This is a genomic window from Mycobacterium sp. NPDC050551 (assembly GCF_040674075.1).
Lineage (GTDB): Bacteria > Actinomycetota > Actinomycetes > Mycobacteriales > Mycobacteriaceae > Mycobacterium.
Genome location: NZ_JBFARC010000005.1, coordinates 236,163 through 253,057, shown reverse-complemented (window position 1 = coordinate 253,057; position 16,895 = coordinate 236,163). Strand labels below are relative to the sequence as shown.

Below are 16,895 nucleotides of genomic sequence, written 5' to 3'. Positions count from 1 at the left end.
GGAACCACCCGGCCCTTGCGGACGTGAGGACTTACACGTCGTAGTACAGCGCGAACTCGTACGGGTGCGGACGGATCTGCACCGGCATGATTTCGTTCTCCCGCTTGTAGGAGATCCAGGTCTCGATCAGGTCCTCGGTGAAAACGCCACCCTCGGTGAGGTACTCGTGATCCTCCTCGAGCCGGTCGATCACCGCGGACAGTGACGTGGGCGCCTGCGGGATGTTGGCGGCCTCGTCCGGCGGCAACTCGTAGAGGTCCTTGTCGATCGGGGCCTGCGGCTCCAGCTTGCGCTTGATGCCGTCGATGCCGGCCATCAGCATCGCCGCGAACGCCAGGTATGGGTTGCCCGAGCTGTCCGGGCAGCGGAACTCGAGGCGCTTGGCCTTCGGGTTGTTGCCGGTGATCGGGATGCGCACGCACGCCGAGCGGTTGCGCTGGCTGTACACCAGGTTGATCGGCGCCTCGTACCCCGGCACCAGACGCTTGTAGGAGTTCACCGTCGGGTTGGTGAACGCCAGCAGCGACGGCGCGTGGTGCAGGATGCCGCCGATGTAGTGGCGGGCCAGATCCGACAGGCCGGCGTAGCCCGACTCGTCGTGGAACAACGGCTGGCCGTCCTTCCACAGCGACTGGTGGGCGTGCATCCCGGAGCCGTTGTCACCGAACAGCGGCTTGGGCATGAACGTCACGGTCTTGCCGCCCTGCCATGCGGTGTTCTTGATGATGTACTTGAACAGCAGCACGTCATCAGCCGCGTGCAGCAGCGTGTTGAACTTGTAGTTGATCTCGGCCTGGCCCGCGGTGCCCACCTCGTGGTGACCGCGCTCCAGCACGAACCCGGCGTTCTGCAGGTTGGTGGCCATCTGGTCGCGCAGGTCGACGTAGTGGTCGTACGGCGCCACGGGGAAGTAGCCGCCCTTGGGCCGCACCTTGTAACCGCGGTTCGGGCTGCCGTCGGCCTCGAGCGGCTCACCGGTGTTCCACCAGCCCGACTCCGAGTCGACCTCGTAGAAGGTGCCGTTGATCCGCGAGTCGAAGCTGACCGAGTCGAAGATGTAGAACTCCGCCTCGGCGCCGAAGAAGCACGTGTCGGCGATGCCGGTGCTGGCCAGGTAGTTCTCCGCCTTGCGGGCCACGTTGCGCGGATCGCGGGAGTAGGCCTCGCGGGTGAACGGATCGTGCACGAAGAAGTTCATGTTCAGCGTCTTGGCGGCGCGGAACGGGTCGATCTGCGCGGTCTCGGGATCGGGCAGCAGCATCATGTCCGACTCGTGAATGGACTGGAAGCCACGCACCGAGGAACCGTCGAATGCCAGTCCGTCTTCGAACACGCTCTCGTCGAATGCCGACGCCGGGATCGAGAAGTGCTGGACGACGCCGGGAAGATCGCAGAACCGGATGTCGACGTACTCGACACCCTCGTCCTTGATGGTCTTGAAGATGTCGTCGGGCGTAGTTTCTGCCACTAGGTTCTCTCCTTCACTGGTAACCCGCGCGTTGACGCTAGGGACACGATGTTGCACGGTCATCAACCGCATGTTGCGCCGAAGTTACGCAATCACACCGCGCACTCGTGACGGTCGGCGGCCTCACGGCGCGTGTCAGGGGCGAGCCTATGCTGAGATCATGGCCCGCGAACCCGGTTCCCGCCTCGGATCGTGGCTGTCCGGCCCGGACCGGACTCAGGGCGCCGCCCCCGGTGAGAAGCCCAACGACTACCCCGGCCACCGGTTGGGCATGCCAGAGCGCGGCCCCGGATCGCTCGCCCGCTTCGGCCGCCGCATCGCCGCACTGATCGTCGACTGGCTGATCGCCTACGGGCTGGCCGGGCTGGCCATGGCGTTCGGCTGGGTGTCGCTCGCCATGTTGTCCACCGCCGTCCTGGTGGTCTGGTTCGTGCTCGGCGTGCTGTCCGTGCGCCTGTTCGGCTTCACGCCAGGTCAGTACGCGCTCGGCATGCACGTGGTGCCCGTCGACGGCCGCCTGCACGTCGGTGTGGGCCGCGCCGCCGTGCGCGGGCTGCTGATCTCGCTCATCATCCCGGCCCTGTTCACCGACAGCGACCTGCGCGGTCTGCAGGACCTGGCGACGAAGACCGCGGTGGTCAGACGCTGAGTGTGAGCTTGTGCTCGAGATTCTCGTCAAATCGCGATCACGAGCTCACGTTCGGCACACGGCGGCGCCGGCGTCCCGTAACGCCGCTTCGGTCCGGCCGACGATCACCGCAGGGCGGTACCGCAGCATCTCGGCATTGGCGTGGACGATGCGCCAGCCCAGTGCCGCGAGTCTGGCCCGCCGCTCGAGGTCGCGGTTGCGGATGGACGGGTCCGTCCAGTGCTGTGGCCCGTCGTACTCGACGCCGACCTTCCACCTGAGGTAGCCCATGTCGATGCGGCCCACGAACTCGTAGTGGTCGAAGACCTCGATCTGTGTGTGGGTCGGCCGGAGTCCGGCGACAGTGAGCACCAGACGCGTGCGCGTCTCCTGCGGGGACTCGGCTCCGGCGTCGGACAGTGCCAGTGCCTTGCGCAACTGCACGATGCCGCGAGCGCCGCGATGACGTTCGGCGAGTGCATCGACGTCGTCGGCGGTGAGTCGGGTCGCCTGCCTCAGCGCGTCGAGTGCGGACGACGGCGGTCGTCAGGCCCTTCCGGCGGCCGAGGTCGAACGCCGTCCGGGCGGGCGTGGTCACGGGAACGCCGCGGGCGTGGCGGATCTCGTCGTCGGCCAGGGCATCACTGTGCAGACGGATGCCTGTGGTCTTGTGCCGACTGGACTGATTGAGCTCCGCGGGCAGTGTCGCGTCGATCCACTTGGCACCGTGCAGCGCCGCGGCCGAAAGTCCCGCAACAGTGGCACGCCTGCCCGACCAGAGCCACGCGCCGACGGCCTTGTCGGCTGCCGTGACCGCGTGTCCTCTCGGCACGTACACGTTGCGATACAGCGCGTCGTGTCGAGTGGACAACTGGTACCTGTTCACCGCGCCGGCCGCGAGGGCCTCGGTGCCGAGGAAGGGCCACTCCACTCACCTACGACGGCGGCAGCGCCCGATCGGTTCCGCCCACGAACGTGCGGTTGTGCTCGAATTTTCGGGCAGAACTCGCACACGAGCTCACGTTCGGCGACTAGCGCCTGCGCACGGTGCGCTGCACGCCCCGCATCTTCGCCTGCGCGGGTAGCGGGCCCTTCGGCATTGCCGCCGGTCCGATCTTGGTGCCCAGGGCCGCCAGCTTGGATTCCAGCGTGTCCATCTGCTTGACGGTGATGTTGGCGGGCAGCTTGGTCAGGTGGCGTTCCAGCTTGGACAGCGGCACCTGACCGTCGCCGTTGCCGACGATGATGTCGTAGATCGGGGTGTCGCCGATCAGGCGGGCGGTGCGCTTCTTCTCCTGGGCGAGCAGCGGCTTGAGCCGGCCCGGCGACCCCTCGGCCACGAAGATCACTCCCGGCCTGCCGATCACCCGGTGGACGGCGTCGAAGTTGCCCGTCGCCGCGACGCCCGGCGTCACCCGCCACTTGCCCCGCAGATTGTCAAGGGCCCACGCCGCCGCACCCGTCTGGCCCTCGGCCTTGCGGTACACCGACTTCTGCGCGCGACGGCCGAAGATGATGAACGCGACCAGCGCGCCCAGCAGCACACCGAGCGGGATCAGCGTATAGGTGGTGAACCCGCCGACGAGCACACCGACCGTCACCGACGCCGCCACGATCAGCACGAACGCGCCGATCATGTACGGCAGCAGCCGCTTGTCCTCTTTGCGCTGGATCTGGAATGCCTGCCACAGCTGGCCGCGGCGCTGCTTGGACGCCGCCTTGCGGGCTGCCTTCGCCTCCGCCTTGGCGGCCTTGGTAGCGGCCGGGTTGCGCGTCTTCGCCATCAGATCAGGATACGGGTGGGCATTCGGCCGTCCGCAGGCTCTTCGCCTGCGAGTAGAGCCGACCGGCGCGATACGACGACCGCACCAGCGGACCGGCCAGCACCCCGGCGAAGCCGACACCCTCGGCGAACTGCTGATGCTCGACGAACTCCTCCGGCCTGACCCAGCGCTCGACCGGGTGGTGCCGCAGCGACGGCCGCAGGTACTGGGTGATCGTGACGATGTCGCAGCCCGCCTCGTGCAGGTCGATGAGTGCGGTGCGCACCTCCTCGGGCGTCTCGCCCATGCCGAGGATCAGGTTGCTCTTGGTGACCAGCCCCGCTGCCCGGGCCGACGTCAGGACGGCGAGGCTGCGGTCGTAGCGGAACGCCGGCCGGATCCGCTTGAAGATGCGCGGCACCGTTTCGACGTTGTGCGCCAACACCTCCGGTCGCGAGTCGAAGACCTCGCGGAGTTGCGCGGGGTCGCCGTTGAAGTCGGGGATCAGCAGTTCGACGCCGGTGTTGGGGTTCAGCGCCTTGATCTGGCGGACCGTCTCGGCGTAGAGCCAGGCGCCGCCGTCGGGCAGGTCGTCGCGCGCCACGCCGGTCACGGTCGAGTAGCGCAGACCCATCGCCTGCACGCTCTCGGCGACGCGGCGCGGCTCGTCCCGGTCGAGGTCGGCGGGCTTACCGGTGTCGATCTGGCAGAAGTCGCAGCGCCGCGTGCACTGCTCGCCGCCGATCAGGAAGGTGGCCTCGCGGTCCTCCCAGCATTCGAAGATGTTGGGGCAGCCGGCCTCTTCGCAGACGGTGTGCAGGCCCTCGCGGCGGACGAGGCTCTTGAGCTCCTTGTACTCGGGGCCCATCTTCGCGCGCGTCTTGATCCACGGGGGTTTGCGTTCGATCGGCGTCTGGGCGTTGCGGACTTCCAGACGCAGGAGTTTGCGGCCGTCGGGAGCGATCGTCACTGCATCGATGCTACGCCCGGTGCGTCCGCCGCACCGACCGCGAGCCTGCCGTCCAGCGCGTCGCACACCGCAGCGGTCACCGGCCCGATCACGTCGTCCACCCCGACGTGTCGGCCCAGTTCGGCGGTCAGGGACGTCACCCCGGCGTCGGCGATCCCGCACGGGACGATGGTGCGGTAGGCGGTCAGATCGCAGTCGCAGTTGAGGGCGAAGCCGTGCAGGGTGGTCGCGCGTGCGACCCGGATGCCGATCGCGGCGATCTTGCGGGCCGGCCGCATCCCGGCCCCGGCGCCGTCGGCGGGCAGCCAGACCCCGGACCGGCCCGGCACCCGGTTGGTGGCCAGGCCGAAGCCGGCGCAGACGGCGATCAACGCCTCCTCGAGGCGCCGGACGAAGTTCACCACGTCCAACGGCTCGGCCAGCCCGACGATCGGGTACCCCACCAGCTGCCCGGGACCGTGCCAGGTGATCTTGCCGCCGCGGTCGGTGTCGACCACCGGGGTGCCGTCCATCGGCCGTTCGTGCGGCTCGGTGCGCCTGCCCGCGGTGTAGACCGGGGGATGCTCGAGCAGCAGCAGCGTGTCAGGACCGCCCGCGATGCGTGCCTCGGCGGCCTCGCGCTGCCGCTGCCATGCGTCGAGGTAGTCGACGGTGCCGAGTCGGCGCACGTCGATCGGCGCGGCTCCGGAGCGGATGGAGACCTCCATGTGCACCAACGTACTCGGCGGCTACTCGTCCCGGCTCTGCGTCGCGTAGGCCAGCGCTTCACCGACGGTGTTGTGGTGGAACACGAATCCGGCCCGCTCCAGAGCGGCAGGGATGACCCGCTGACCGGTCAGCAGACCCTCGTCGGCGAACTCACCGAACACGGTGCGCAGCGCGAACCCCGGCACCATCAGCGGCGTCGGCCGGTTGACGGCCCGGCCCATCGCCGTGGTGAACTCGGCGTTGGTGACCGGCGCCGGTCCGGCCATGTTCACCGGTCCGGACAGCCGGCCGTCGAAGATCGCGAACAGCAGCGCCCGGATCTCGTCCTCCAGGCTGATCCAGGCTATGTACTGGCGTCCGTTGCCCAACCGCGCGCCGACCCCGAGCGAGAACAACGGCCGCAACCGGCCGAACAGCCCGCCCGATGGCGCCAGCACCAGGCCGGTGCGTGCCAGCACGACGCGGGCGCCGTCCTGCGCCGCCGGTGCGGTGGCGGCCTCCCAGTCACGGCACAGCTGCGCGAGGAATCCCTCGCCCGACGGTGCGGACTCGTCGGCGGCGCGGTCGCGGGTGTCGCCGTAATAGCCGACCGCGCTGGCGTTGACGAGCACCGGCACCCCCGCCTCGACGACCGCACCGGCCAGCACCTCGGTGGGTGCGATGCGGCTGTCGCGCAGGCTCTGCTTGAACGCGCCCGACCACCGCTTGTCGCCGACGCCGACCCCGCACAGGTTCACCACGGCGTCGACACCGCGCAGTGCACCGGCGTCGAATTCGCCCGCGTCGGGATTCCAGAACAGCTCGTCGGCGTTCGACGGTGCACGCCGCACGATCCGGATCACCCGGTGGTCGGCGGCGCGCAGCGCCGAGACCAGCGCCGAGCCGATCAGACCTGAGGATCCCGCAATTGCGATGACAGAGTCCGACACTGGGGGTTGGCTGCCCTTCTAGAGGCCGAGGTCAGCCTCGAACGCACCGTCCTCGAGGCGACGCTTGACGGTGGTCAGGAACCGGCCGGCATCCGCACCGTCGATGAGCCGGTGGTCGTAGGTCAGCGGGAGATAGCTGATCGAGCGCACACCGATCGACTCGTTGCCGAACTCGTCGACGATCACCCGTGGCCGTTTGACGATCGCCCCGGTGCCCAGCATCGCCGCCTGCGGCGGCACCAGGATCGGAGTGTCGAACAACGCGCCCTGGCTGCCGATGTTGGTGATGGTGAACGTCCCGCCGGACAGATCCCCGGGCTTGAGGTCACCCGAGCGCGCGCGGGCGGCGATGTCCGCGATCGCCCGGGCCAGCCCGGCGAGCGACAGATCGCCTGCGTTCTTGATGACCGGAGACAGCAGACCCTGCTCGGTGTCGACCGCGAAGCCGAGGTGCTCGGCGTCGTAGTAGGTGATCTCCTTGGTGTCCTCGTTGTAGCTGGCGTTGACGTTCGGGTGCTGCTTCAGCGCGTCGATCACCGCGCGGGCGATGAACGGCAGATAGGTGAGGTTGACACCCTCACGCTCGGCGAAGTCTTTCTTCGCCCGCGCCCGCAGCGCCACGATCCTGGTCATGTCGACCTCGTGGGTCTGCGTCAATTGCGCTGTGGCTTGCAGAGATTCGCGCGTCTTCTTGGCGGTCAGCTGACGGATCCGGGTGGCCTTCTGTGTGGTGCCGCGCAGATGGGCCAGCGGCGCGTCGGCGGCGTTGGCGTCGGCGCCTGCCATCGCCGCGGCCGGTGCCTTGGACGGCGCCTCGGCGGCCTCCTCGGTGTCGGACTTCGGAGCCTTCTTGGCCTCAGCGGCGGCGAGCACGTCCTGCTTGCGGATCCGGCCGCCCACCCCGGTGCCCTTGACCGACGAGAGGTCGACGTCGTTCTCCGAGGCAAGCTTGCGCACCAGCGGGGTGACGTAGGGCGCGCCGTCCGACGACGCCTCGCCGTCCTGCTCGGGCTCTGGCTTCTTCTCCTGCTTCGGCTCGGGCTTCTCTTCGGGCTTCTCTTCGGGCTCGGAGTCCTGCTTCTTCTCCTGCTTGGGTTCCGGCTTCTTCTCCTGCTTGGGCTCGGGCTTCTCTTCGGGCTCGGGCTCCTCTTCAGGCTCCGGCTTCTTTTCCTGCTTGGGTTCCGGCTTCTCTTCGGGCTCGGGCTCCGGCTCGGGTTCGTCGGATGCCTCCGCGTCGGCGTCGCCGATCTTCGCCAGCTCGCCGCCCACCTCGACGGTGTCGTCCTCCTCGGCGGTGATGGAGACCAGCGTGCCCGCCACCGGCGACGGGATCTCGGTGTCCACCTTGTCGGTGGAGACCTCGAGCAGCGGCTCGTCCACCTCGACGCTGTCGCCGACCTTCTTGAGCCACCGGGTCACGGTGCCCTCGGTGACGCTCTCACCGAGTTCCGGCATGACGACCGGCGTCGCCGAGCCCGAGGACTTCGACGACTTGGCCGCAGGCTTCGACTCGGGTTCCGGCTCGGACTCCTCGTCATCCGACTCGTCCGAGTCGTCCGAGTCGTCGGAATCCTCCGACTCCTCGGCCGCCTCCTCGGGCTGCGACTCCGGCTCCTCGGCCGGCTCCTCCTCTTCGGCCGGCTCCTCGTCGCCGGAGTCAGCGGAGTCCTCGTCAGCGGAATCGTCGCCGGAGTCCGACGACCCACCCTCGTCGTCACCGTCGTCATCGTCGGCGTCGCCGATCACCGCGAGCTCGCCGCCGACCTCGACCGTGTCGTCCTCCTGCGCGACGATCTTCTTCAACACACCCGCGGCCGGTGACGGGATCTCGGTGTCCACCTTGTCGGTGGAGACCTCGAGTAACGGCTCGTCCTGTTCGACGGTGTCACCCTCTTGTTTGAGCCAGCGGGTGACGGTCCCCTCGGTGACGCTCTCACCGAGTGCGGGCATCTCAACAGTGACGGCCATGGGTGTTGGCTCCTTCGCACGAGCAGTCGCAGGGGTAGGCGAATGTCGTTCCCCATCCTTCCACGTTCACTCCTTCCGTTCGCCGCAGACTCGTGGACTCGCCGCTCTGGCACTATCGAAAGTGACGAAAGCCCCGCGTGGGCGCGCAGAACGGGGGAGAGGAGGAGGGCCGAGGTGGGACTGTTCAGCAGATTGCGCGGCCGCCGATCGGCGCGCGGCGACGGCGGCGACCCGGCCGCCGACCTCAGATACCTCCGGCAGTGGGTCGCCGAACACACCGGCGTCGAAGCTTTCGTCGAACCGAAGACGACGGTCACCGAGGTGACCGTCGTGCTGGTGGCCGCCGACGGCGAATGGACGCGTCGTCGCGCCGGCGGCGACGCTGGTGCCCGCCGGTTGAGCGAGCGGTTGAACATCCCGGTCTACGACGTCCAGAAGGTCGGCTATCCGCAGCGGATGCGCGACTACGACGCGCGCCGGCGAATCGAACGCAAGCGGGCGGCCCGCCAGGAGCTCGACGACCGCTGACGCCGTGGCAGGGTGGGGCCGGTGAGCGCACATCGTGACCCGGCCGCGCTGTTCGTCGACACGCGGTTCGTCGACAGCACCGACGACGTCCGCCTGGCCGTCTTCGAAGAAGGCAATCCCGACGGTCCGGCCGTCGTGCTGGTGCACGGCTGGCCGGACACCCACGTGCTGTGGGACGGCGTGGCGGCGCAGCTGGGCGACGACTTCCGGATCATCCGCTACGACAGCCGCGGCGCCGGGCAGTCGTCGGGCCCGAAGTCGGCGAAGGCGTACACCATGGCGCACTTCGCGGAGGACTTCGCGGCCGTCGTCGATGCGCTGGCACCCGGCGAGACCGTGCACGTGCTCGCGCACGACTGGGGCTCGACGAGTGTCTGGGAGTACCTCCTTCGCCCCGAGGCACGCGACCGCGTCGCCTCGTTCACGTCGGTGTCCGGACCGGCCCTGGACCACCTGCTGCGCTACTTCCGCGATGCGTTGGTCCGTCCGTATCGGCCGGGGATGTTCGCGGGTGCGGTCGATCAGGCGCTGCGACTGACTTACATGGCAGTGTTCTCGGTGCCGCTGCTCACGCCGATCGCGATGCGGCTGTTCCTGGCCGCCGCGATCCGCAGGCTGGCCATCGCCCCGCACGTCGGCAGCGACCGGGTCCGTCATGCCGACAGCTTCGCCGCTGACGCGGCGAACGGTCTGAAGGTGTACCGCGCGAACTTCTTTCCCTCGATTCGACGCGGTAGGTACGACCACCACGTCGACGTGCCGGTGCAGCTGATCGTCAACACCCGCGACCGCTGGGTGCGTCCGCACTCCTACCGGTACACCGCGCGGTGGGTGCAGCGGCTGTGGCGCCGCGACCTGCAGGCCGGCCACTGGTCCCCGATGTCACACCCGCAATTCCTGGCCCGTGCCGTGCGTCAGTTGGCGAACCACGTCGACGGTGCGCCCGCCGACCGCGAGCTGCTCCGCGCAGACGTCCACCGGCACCGCGAATCATTCGGCGACACCTTGGTTTCGGTCACCGGCGCGGGAAGCGGAATCGGGCGGGAGACCGCGCTGGCGTTCGCCGCCGAAGGCGCCGAGGTCGTCGTCAGCGACATCGACGCGGCGAGCGCGAAGGACACCGCGGCGCGGGTGGCCGCGCTCGGCGGGGTGGCACACGCCTACGTGCTCGACGTCGCCGACGCCGCGGCGGTCGAGCGCTTCGCCGAGGAGGTGACTGCGGCCCACGGCGTGCCCGACATCGTGGTCAACAACGCCGGTATCGGCCAGGCCGGCCGCTTCCTCGACACGCCGGCCGAGGAGTGGGAGCGCGTGCTCGACGTCAACCTCGGCGGAGTCGTGAACTGCTGCAGGGCCTTCGCGCCCCGACTCGTCGACCGCGGTGCAGGCGGCCACATCGTCAACGTCTCGTCGATGGCGGCCTACGCGCCGCTGCAGTCGCTGAACGCCTACTGCACCAGCAAGGCGGCGGTCTACATGTTCTCCGACTGTCTGCGCGCCGAACTCGCCGAAGCCGGTGTCGGGCTGACCACCATCTTCCCCGGTGTCATCGACACCAACATCGTGCACACCACGAGATTCGCTGCACCGCAGGACAAAACAACGCAGGTAGCGGGCCGTCGAGCGCAGCTCGAACGGGCGTTCCAGCTACGGCGCTACGGTCCCGACAAGGTCGCCAAGGCGATCGTGTCCGCGGTGCGCAAGGACAGGGCGCTGCGGCCCGTCGCACCGGAAGCCCATCTGCTCTACGGCCTTTCGCGGGTGGCGCCGCAGGTGCTGCGCAGCACCGCTCGCGGCCGGGTGCTGTAGCCGCGCCCCCGCCGTGCGCGGCTAACCGTTCGCCGCGATGTCCTCCAGGACCGCGAACAGGGTCCGGGTCGGCACCCCGGTGCCGCCCTTGCCGGTGTACCCCCAGGGCCCGCCGGTGTTGTACGCCGGGCCCGCGACGTCGATGTGCGCCCACTGGACGCCGTCGGCGACGAACTCGCGCAGGTAGGTCCCCGCGACGAGCATGCCCGCGTAGCGCGAACCGCTGACGTTGGCCAGGTCGGCCACCGCCGACTTCAGGTCGTCCTTGAGCTCTTCGGGCAGCGGCATCGCCCAGCCGTTCTCACCGACGCCCTGCGACAGCCGCGCCACCCGGTCGCGGAACTCGTCGCTGCCCATCACACCCGGCGTGCGCGCGCCGAGCGCCACGGTCTGCGCACCGGTCAGCGTCGACGTCTCGATCAGGTAGTCCGGCCCGTCCTCGCAGGCCCGCACGATCGCGTCGGCGAGGATCAGCCGGCCCTCGGCATCGGTGTTGAGCACCTCGACGGTGATACCGCCGTACTGGGTCAGCACGTCACCGGGCCGCTGCGCCGTCGACGACGGCATGTTCTCGGCCATCGGCACCGTCGCGATCACGTCGATCGGCAGCTTCTGCTGCGCGGCCAGCACGACGGTCGCGATGACCGCGGCCGCACCGCCCATGTCCGAGGTCATGTGGTGCATGTTGGCGGCCGGCTTGATCGAGATGCCGCCGGTGTCGAACGTGATGCCCTTGCCGACCAGCGCAACCTTCTTACGATTCCGCCCGCTGCCCTTGTGGCTCAACCGCACCAGCCGCGGCGGGCGCGACGAACCCTTGCCGACGCCCACTATGCCGCCGTAGCCCGCCTTGGTCAGCGCCTTGTCGTCGAGCACCTCCACGGTCAGGCCGGCCGCCTCTCCCAGCGCCTTCGCCCGCTTGGCGAATTCGTCGGGGAACAGGTGGCTGGGCGGGGTGTTGACGAAGTCGCGTGCGGTGGCCACCGCGGTGGCGATCGCCGCCGCCCGCTCGACGGCGGCCTTGGTCGCCCCCTTGGTGTCGGCGGCCAGCACCGTGATCGTGCGCAGGCCGCCGTCCTTGGGCGCGGTCTTCTCGCTGCGGATGCCCGCGAACCGGTAGGCGCCCAGGACCAGGCCCTCCACGGCGGCGTCCAGATCGACCGCCGACAGCGTGGTCGCGGCGGCCGGGACCTTGTCCAGTGACCTGGCCGCGACACCCGCCGCCCGCCGGACCGTGTCGGCCGGCCACTCGTCGCGTGGCTTGCCCAGTCCCACCGTCAGCACGCTGGCCACCGGCAGCGAGGGGACGGCGAGCCGGTGGGTCTGCCCCTCGGCACCGGTCGCGCCGACCGCGCGCAGCGCCGCCTCGATCTCGCGCACGGCGTCTGCGGGCAGATGCGAGCCCCCGTCGAGCACCGACGGCGCGTCGTCGCCGCTGACGACGGGCACGATCAGCACCGTCTCGCCCACCCCCCGGCGGGGAAGCGAGGAGGCGACGGTCACGGCGGGGGACTGGTATCCGGTGTTCGCGGGGCTCACGAGCGTCCACCCTAAGGTGTGAAGGGTGAGCGACACCCTGCATGGCCCACTCGAAGACCGTCATCGCCGGCTCGGCGCGAACTTCGCGGAGTTCGGCGGCTGGCTGATGCCGGTGTCCTATGCCGGCACCGTCGGCGAGCACACCGCGACGCGCACCACCGTCGGGCTGTTCGACGTCAGCCATCTGGGCAAGGCCCTCGTACGCGGCCCCGGCGCCGCCGAGTACGTCAACTCCGCACTCACCAACGACCTCAACCGGATCGGACCGGGTAAGGCGCAGTACACGTTGTGCTGCAACGAGTCCGGCGGCGTGATCGACGACCTGATCGCCTACTACGTCAGTGACGACGAGATCTTCCTGGTGCCCAACGCCGCCAACACCGCGGCGGTGGTGGCGGCGCTTCAGGACGCTGCCCCCGACGGCCTCACCATCACCGACGAGCACCGGTCCTACGGTGTGCTCGCGGTGCAGGGACCGAAGTCGGCGCAGGTGCTCGACGGGCTGGGCCTGCCCACCGGCATGGACTACATGGGATACGCCGACGCCGAGTTCCGCGGCGTCCCGGTGCGGGTGTGCCGGACCGGCTACACCGGCGAACAGGGTTACGAGCTGCTGCCGCCATGGGACGGCGCAGCGACCGTGTTCGACGCCCTGGTCGACGCGGTCACCGCGGCGGACGGCCAGCTCGCCGGCCTCGGCGCCCGCGACACCCTGCGCACCGAGATGGGCTACCCGCTGCACGGCCACGAACTGTCGCTCGACATCTCACCGCTGCAGGCGCGCTGCAACTGGGCCGTCGGCTGGCGCAAAGAGGCGTTCTGGGGCCGCGACGCGCTGGTGGCGGAGAAGGAGGCCGGGCCGCGACGACTGCTGCGTGGCCTGCGGGCGGTGGGCCGCGGGGTGCTGCGCCAGGACCTCACGGTGCTCGACGGCGACACCCCGGTCGGCATCACCACGTCCGGAACCTATTCTCCGACACTGAAAGCCGGCATCGCACTGGCGCTCATCGACACGGCGCACGACATCGCCGACGGGCAGCGGGTCGCGGTCGACGTACGCGGCCGCCCGGTCGAGTGCGAGGTGGTCAAGCCGCCGTTCGTAGCGGCAAAAACCCGGTAGCGTCCGGTTATACAATCGGCCCATGACTGACGGCCCCCTCGAGTTCATCGTCGATCGCAACGCGGATCCGGCGAGTGACGAGGTGAAGGCCGCCATCCTGGCCAACCCCGGGTTCGGGAAGCATCACACCGACCACATGGTCTCGATCGACTACGTCGCAGGCCAGGGCTGGCACAACCCGAGGGTGTTGCCGTACGGGCCCATCGAACTCGACCCGTCGGCGGTGGTCCTGCACTACGCCCAGGAGATCTTCGAGGGCCTCAAGGCCTACCGCTGGGCCGACGGATCGGTGGTGTCGTTCCGTCCGGACGCCAATGCGGCGCGGCTACGGTCATCGGCGCGCCGGCTGGCCATCCCGGAACTGCCCGACGAGGTCTTCCTCGAGTCGCTGCGGCAACTGATCGCCGTCGATCAGTCGTGGGTGCCGCCCGCCGGTGGTGAGGAGTCGCTGTACCTGCGGCCGTTCGTCTTCGCCACCGAGCCGGGACTCGGGGTGCGACCGGCGACCGAGTACCGCTACATGGTGATCGGCTCGCCCGCAGGCGCGTACTTCCCCCGCGGTATCAGGCCGGTGAGCGTGTGGCTGTCCCATGAGTACGTGCGGGCGTCACCCGGCGGCACCGGCGCGGCCAAGTTCGGTGGCAACTACGCCGCCTCGCTGCTGGCCCAGGCCGAGGCCGCCAACCACGGATGCGACCAGGTGGTGTGGCTGGACGCGATCGAACGCCGCTACGTCGAGGAGATGGGCGGCATGAACCTGTTCTTCGTGTTCGGCAGCGGCGGCTCCGCGCGACTGGTGACGCCCGAGCTGAGCGGGTCGCTGCTGCCGGGCATCACCCGGGATTCGTTGCTGCAGTTGGCCACCGACGCCGGGTTCGCGGTCGAGGAACGCAAGATCGACGTCGACGAGTGGCAGAAGAAGGCCGCCGCGGGGGAGATCACCGAGGTGTTCGCGTGCGGCACCGCGGCGGTGATCACCCCGGTCAGCCACGTCAAGCACACCGACGGGGAGTTCACCATCGCCGACGGCGAACCCGGCGAGGTCACCATGGCGCTGCGCGACACGTTGACCGGCATCCAGCGCGGCACCTTCGCCGACACCCACGGCTGGATGACGCGGCTGGTCTAGCCGACGGCCAGGCCGACCGCCACGACGGTGGTGGTGACCTCGACCACCGCGCCGAGCACGTCGCCGGTGACGCCGCCGAACCGCCGAACGCAGTGCCGCACCAGCAGTGCGGCGACCCCGAACGCGACCAGCACCGCCACCGGACCCTGCCACGGTTGCGCACCTGCGGGAATCGACAGCGCCGCCACGGCGAGGATCCACGCCGCCACCACGGCCACCGGTTGGCTTCCCGCCACCTGGGCGCCCAGTGCGCTGCCCTCGGCGGCGGGTACGCCACGCCTGCAGGCCAGCACCACCGCCACCCGGCCCGCGGTCACCGCAGTCTGCACCGCCAGCCAGCCCGGCGGGCCGGTGGCCTGCTCGGCGAACGCCAGCGCCTGCACCAGGATCGCGACCACCACGGCGGCGGCGCCGAATGGGCCTGCGGCACCGTCGCGCATCACCGCCAGCGCGCGTTCCGGCGGCCCGTAGCACCCCAGCGCGTCGACGGTGTCGGACAGCCCGTCGATGTGCATTCCGCGGGTCGCCAGCAGCAGCACCGCCACGGTCAGCGCGCCTGCCAGTGGGCTGTGGTCACCGAACGCCCATGACCCGGCCGCCAGCGTCGCGGCCGCCACCGCCCCGAGCGTCAGGCCGATCACCGGCAGCGCGGTCAGCACGCCACGGCCCAGCGGCGCGATCCACCGCGCGGGCAGCGGTAGCACGGTGCCGAACGTGAACGCGCCGCTGATCGAGCGAATCATGGTGGGTCGCTGGAGATCCCGGCCTCGCCGAACGTCGCCATGTCGGCCAGCGCGGCGACGGCGGCCCTGACCACCGGCAGCGCAACGGCGGCGCCGGTGCCCTCGCCGAGACGCATCCGCAGATCCAGGATCGGGTCGAGGTCGAGATCGGCGAGCGCGAGCGCATGCGCCGGTTCGGTTGAGCGGTGCCCGGCCTGCCACCACAGCCGCGCGCCCGGCGTCATCCGGTCGGCGACCAGCGCGGCCGCGGTCACCACCAGACCGTCGAGCAGCAGGGGAGTGCGCCGCACCGCGGCCTGGGCGCAGAACGCCGCCATCGCGGCGATGTCGGCCCCGCCGCACACCCGCAGCAGCGCCGACGGATCGGCCGTCACGTCGCGGGCGCGGTACAGCGCGTCGCGCACGGCCGCGGTCTTGCGGGCCCACCCGGCGTCGTCGATGCCGGTGCCCCGGCCCACCGCGGCGACCGGTTCGGTCCCGGTCAGTGCGGCCACCAGAATCGTTGCCGCCGTGGTGTTCCCGATGCCCATGTCGCCGGCGATCAGCAGGTCCGCCCCTCCGTCGACCTCCTCGTCGGCGATGCGGCGGCCCGCCTCGAGCGCCGCGGCGACCTCCTCGGCGCTCAGCGCGTCCTCGACCGCGAGGTTGCCGCTGCCCCTGCGCACCTTGTGGGCGCCGACCGCCTGCGACAGCGGGGTGTCCACGTCGACGGCGATGTCGACGACGCGCAGCCCGGCACCGGCCACGTCGGCCAGCGCGTTGATCGCGGCCCCGCCGCCCGCGATGTTGGCCACCATCTGCGCGGTCACCTCGGCGGGGTAGGCCGACACCCCGGCGGCGGCCACACCGTGGTCGCCGGCGAACACCACCACCCGCGGCCGGACGAACTGGCGCGGCGGGCAGACGCCCTGGCAGGCGGCCACCCACACCGCCAGGTCCTCCAGCCGGCCCAACGCCCTGCGCGGTTTCGTCAGCACGTCTTGGCGGTCGCGCGCCGCGGCGGCCGCCACCGGATCCGGCGGGTCGACCGCGGCGGCCTCTGATCCCGTCATCACGGGTCCTTCACCGGTAGGGGCTGACCGGCGACCACCAGGACCACCCGGTCGCACTCGTCGGCCAGCCGCTGGTTCAGCTCGCCCAGTTCGTCGGCGAAGCGGCGACCGGCCTCGGTGGCGGGCACCACGGTCAATCCGACCTCCGGACTGACCAGCACCAGCGGCGAGGTCACTGCCGCGACGGCGGCCAGCAGGTCGGTGACGTCGCCGCCGACCCCGCCGCCCGACCAGGCGTCACGCCGGTCCATCGCGGCGGTCAGCCAGCCACCGATGTCGTCGACCAGGGTCGCGGTCGACGCGTCGGTGCGCAGCGCTGCCGCGACATCGTGGGTCTCGACGGTGGACCAGTGCGCGGGGCGCCGGTCACGGTGTGCGGCGACGCGGTGCGCCCAGCCGGCGTCGTCGGGACCGGTCGGCCGGGCACCGGTGGCCACGTAACGGACCGGTGCATCGCCCGCGGCCGCGGCGACGGCGTGTTCAGCCCACCGCGACTTGCCCGACCGGATACCGCCGAGCACCAGGATGCGCACCGCGTGCG

Annotated in this window: 15 protein-coding genes and 1 pseudogene; 5 read left to right on the top strand and 11 right to left on the bottom strand. The window is 70.4% G+C overall.

Annotated features, from left to right (window positions below; translation table 11 throughout):
• Positions 1-31: 31 nt before the first annotated feature.
• Positions 32-1,468 (bottom strand): type I glutamate--ammonia ligase, encoded by a 1,437-nt coding sequence (glnA, locus tag AB0K11_RS21085; protein WP_364981238.1) that lies wholly within the window; start codon positions 1,466-1,468, stop codon positions 32-34.
• Between the two features lie 160 nt (positions 1,469-1,628).
• On the opposite strand from glnA, the gene AB0K11_RS21080 reads away from it, so the two are divergent.
• Positions 1,629-2,117, top strand: coding sequence for an RDD family protein (locus AB0K11_RS21080; protein ID WP_364981235.1), 489 nt, complete (start codon positions 1,629-1,631; stop codon positions 2,115-2,117).
• A 45-nt stretch (positions 2,118-2,162) separates the two neighbouring features.
• On the opposite strand, the pseudogene AB0K11_RS21075 reads toward AB0K11_RS21080, so the two are convergent.
• From AB0K11_RS21075 to sucB, 6 genes and pseudogenes are all read right to left on the bottom strand, one after another.
• Positions 2,163-3,027, bottom strand: a pseudogene (locus AB0K11_RS21075) (hypothetical protein).
• Between the two features lie 100 nt (positions 3,028-3,127).
• Positions 3,128-3,880: a DUF4191 domain-containing protein gene (locus AB0K11_RS21070; RefSeq protein ID WP_364981232.1), complete on the bottom strand. Its 753-nt coding sequence runs from the start codon at positions 3,878-3,880 to the stop codon at positions 3,128-3,130.
• 4 nt (positions 3,881-3,884) lie between these two features.
• Positions 3,885-4,829: a lipoyl synthase gene (gene lipA / locus AB0K11_RS21065; RefSeq protein ID WP_364981229.1), complete on the bottom strand. Its 945-nt coding sequence runs from the start codon at positions 4,827-4,829 to the stop codon at positions 3,885-3,887.
• Positions 4,826-5,536 carry a lipoyl(octanoyl) transferase LipB gene (lipB, locus tag AB0K11_RS21060; protein ID WP_364981226.1) on the bottom strand — a complete coding sequence of 237 codons (711 nt, stop codon included), beginning with the start codon at positions 5,534-5,536 and terminating at the stop codon, positions 4,826-4,828. The genes lipA and lipB overlap by 4 nt, the downstream gene beginning before the upstream one ends.
• A gap of 21 nt (positions 5,537-5,557) precedes the next feature.
• Positions 5,558-6,466 (bottom strand): TIGR01777 family oxidoreductase, encoded by a 909-nt coding sequence (locus AB0K11_RS21055; protein ID WP_364981223.1) that lies wholly within the window; start codon positions 6,464-6,466, stop codon positions 5,558-5,560.
• A gap of 18 nt (positions 6,467-6,484) precedes the next feature.
• The gene (sucB, locus tag AB0K11_RS21050) at positions 6,485-8,434 is read right to left on the bottom strand and encodes a 2-oxoglutarate dehydrogenase, E2 component, dihydrolipoamide succinyltransferase (RefSeq protein ID WP_364981220.1); all 1,950 of its coding nucleotides are present in this window, start codon (positions 8,432-8,434) and stop codon (positions 6,485-6,487) included.
• Positions 8,435-8,608: 174 nt separating this feature from the next.
• Here sucB and AB0K11_RS21045 point away from each other — a divergent pair, with 174 nt between their 5' ends.
• Positions 8,609-8,962 (top strand): oxidoreductase, encoded by a 354-nt coding sequence (locus AB0K11_RS21045; protein WP_364981217.1) that lies wholly within the window; start codon positions 8,609-8,611, stop codon positions 8,960-8,962.
• Between the two features lie 21 nt (positions 8,963-8,983).
• On the top strand, positions 8,984-10,771 hold the full coding sequence (locus AB0K11_RS21040; RefSeq protein ID WP_364981214.1) for an SDR family oxidoreductase: 1,788 nt from the start codon (positions 8,984-8,986) through the stop codon (positions 10,769-10,771).
• 21 nt (positions 10,772-10,792) lie between these two features.
• On the opposite strand, the gene AB0K11_RS21035 is transcribed toward AB0K11_RS21040, so the two are convergent.
• Positions 10,793-12,310, bottom strand: a complete 1,518-nt coding sequence (locus AB0K11_RS21035) for a leucyl aminopeptidase (RefSeq protein ID WP_364981211.1) — start codon at positions 12,308-12,310, stop codon at positions 10,793-10,795.
• A gap of 25 nt (positions 12,311-12,335) precedes the next feature.
• On the opposite strand from AB0K11_RS21035, the gene gcvT reads away from it, so the two are divergent.
• Positions 12,336-13,430 (top strand): glycine cleavage system aminomethyltransferase GcvT, encoded by a 1,095-nt coding sequence (gene gcvT / locus AB0K11_RS21030; protein ID WP_364981208.1) that lies wholly within the window; start codon positions 12,336-12,338, stop codon positions 13,428-13,430.
• A gap of 22 nt (positions 13,431-13,452) precedes the next feature.
• Positions 13,453-14,559 carry a branched-chain amino acid aminotransferase gene (locus AB0K11_RS21025; protein WP_364981205.1) on the top strand — a complete coding sequence of 369 codons (1,107 nt, stop codon included), beginning with the start codon at positions 13,453-13,455 and terminating at the stop codon, positions 14,557-14,559.
• Here AB0K11_RS21025 and AB0K11_RS21020 read toward each other — a convergent pair.
• From AB0K11_RS21020 to AB0K11_RS21010, 3 genes are read right to left on the bottom strand one after another with little or no spacing between them, the layout of a single operon-like run.
• Entirely contained in the window at positions 14,556-15,302 is a 747-nt protein-coding gene (locus AB0K11_RS21020; protein WP_364981202.1) for an adenosylcobinamide-GDP ribazoletransferase, read from the bottom strand. The two genes, AB0K11_RS21025 and AB0K11_RS21020, sit on opposite strands and share 4 nt — an antisense overlap.
• Entirely contained in the window at positions 15,299-16,354 is a 1,056-nt protein-coding gene (cobT, locus tag AB0K11_RS21015) for a nicotinate-nucleotide--dimethylbenzimidazole phosphoribosyltransferase (protein WP_364981199.1), read from the bottom strand. Before cobT ends, AB0K11_RS21020 begins: the two co-directional genes overlap by 4 nt.
• Complete coding sequence (locus AB0K11_RS21010) at positions 16,354-16,887, bottom strand: bifunctional adenosylcobinamide kinase/adenosylcobinamide-phosphate guanylyltransferase (RefSeq protein ID WP_364981196.1); 534 nt, start codon at positions 16,885-16,887, stop codon at positions 16,354-16,356. Before AB0K11_RS21010 ends, cobT begins: the two co-directional genes overlap by 1 nt.
• Positions 16,888-16,895 lie beyond the last annotated feature (8 nt).

Excerpts from the sequence above, each read along its gene's own strand:
- lipB (WP_364981226.1), bottom strand. The coding sequence starts at position 5,536 with ATGGAGGTCTCCATCCGCTCCGGAGCCGCGCCGATCGACGTGCGCCGA.
- AB0K11_RS21070 (WP_364981232.1), bottom strand. The coding sequence starts at position 3,880 with ATGGCGAAGACGCGCAACCCGGCCGCTACCAAGGCCGCCAAGGCGGAG.
- sucB (WP_364981220.1), bottom strand. The coding sequence starts at position 8,434 with ATGGCCGTCACTGTTGAGATGCCCGCACTCGGTGAGAGCGTCACCGAG.
- AB0K11_RS21025 (WP_364981205.1), top strand. The coding sequence starts at position 13,453 with ATGACTGACGGCCCCCTCGAGTTCATCGTCGATCGCAACGCGGATCCG.
- cobT (WP_364981199.1), bottom strand. The coding sequence starts at position 16,354 with ATGACGGGATCAGAGGCCGCCGCGGTCGACCCGCCGGATCCGGTGGCG.
- AB0K11_RS21020 (WP_364981202.1), bottom strand. The coding sequence starts at position 15,302 with ATGATTCGCTCGATCAGCGGCGCGTTCACGTTCGGCACCGTGCTACCG.
- AB0K11_RS21080 (WP_364981235.1), top strand. The coding sequence starts at position 1,629 with ATGGCCCGCGAACCCGGTTCCCGCCTCGGATCGTGGCTGTCCGGCCCG.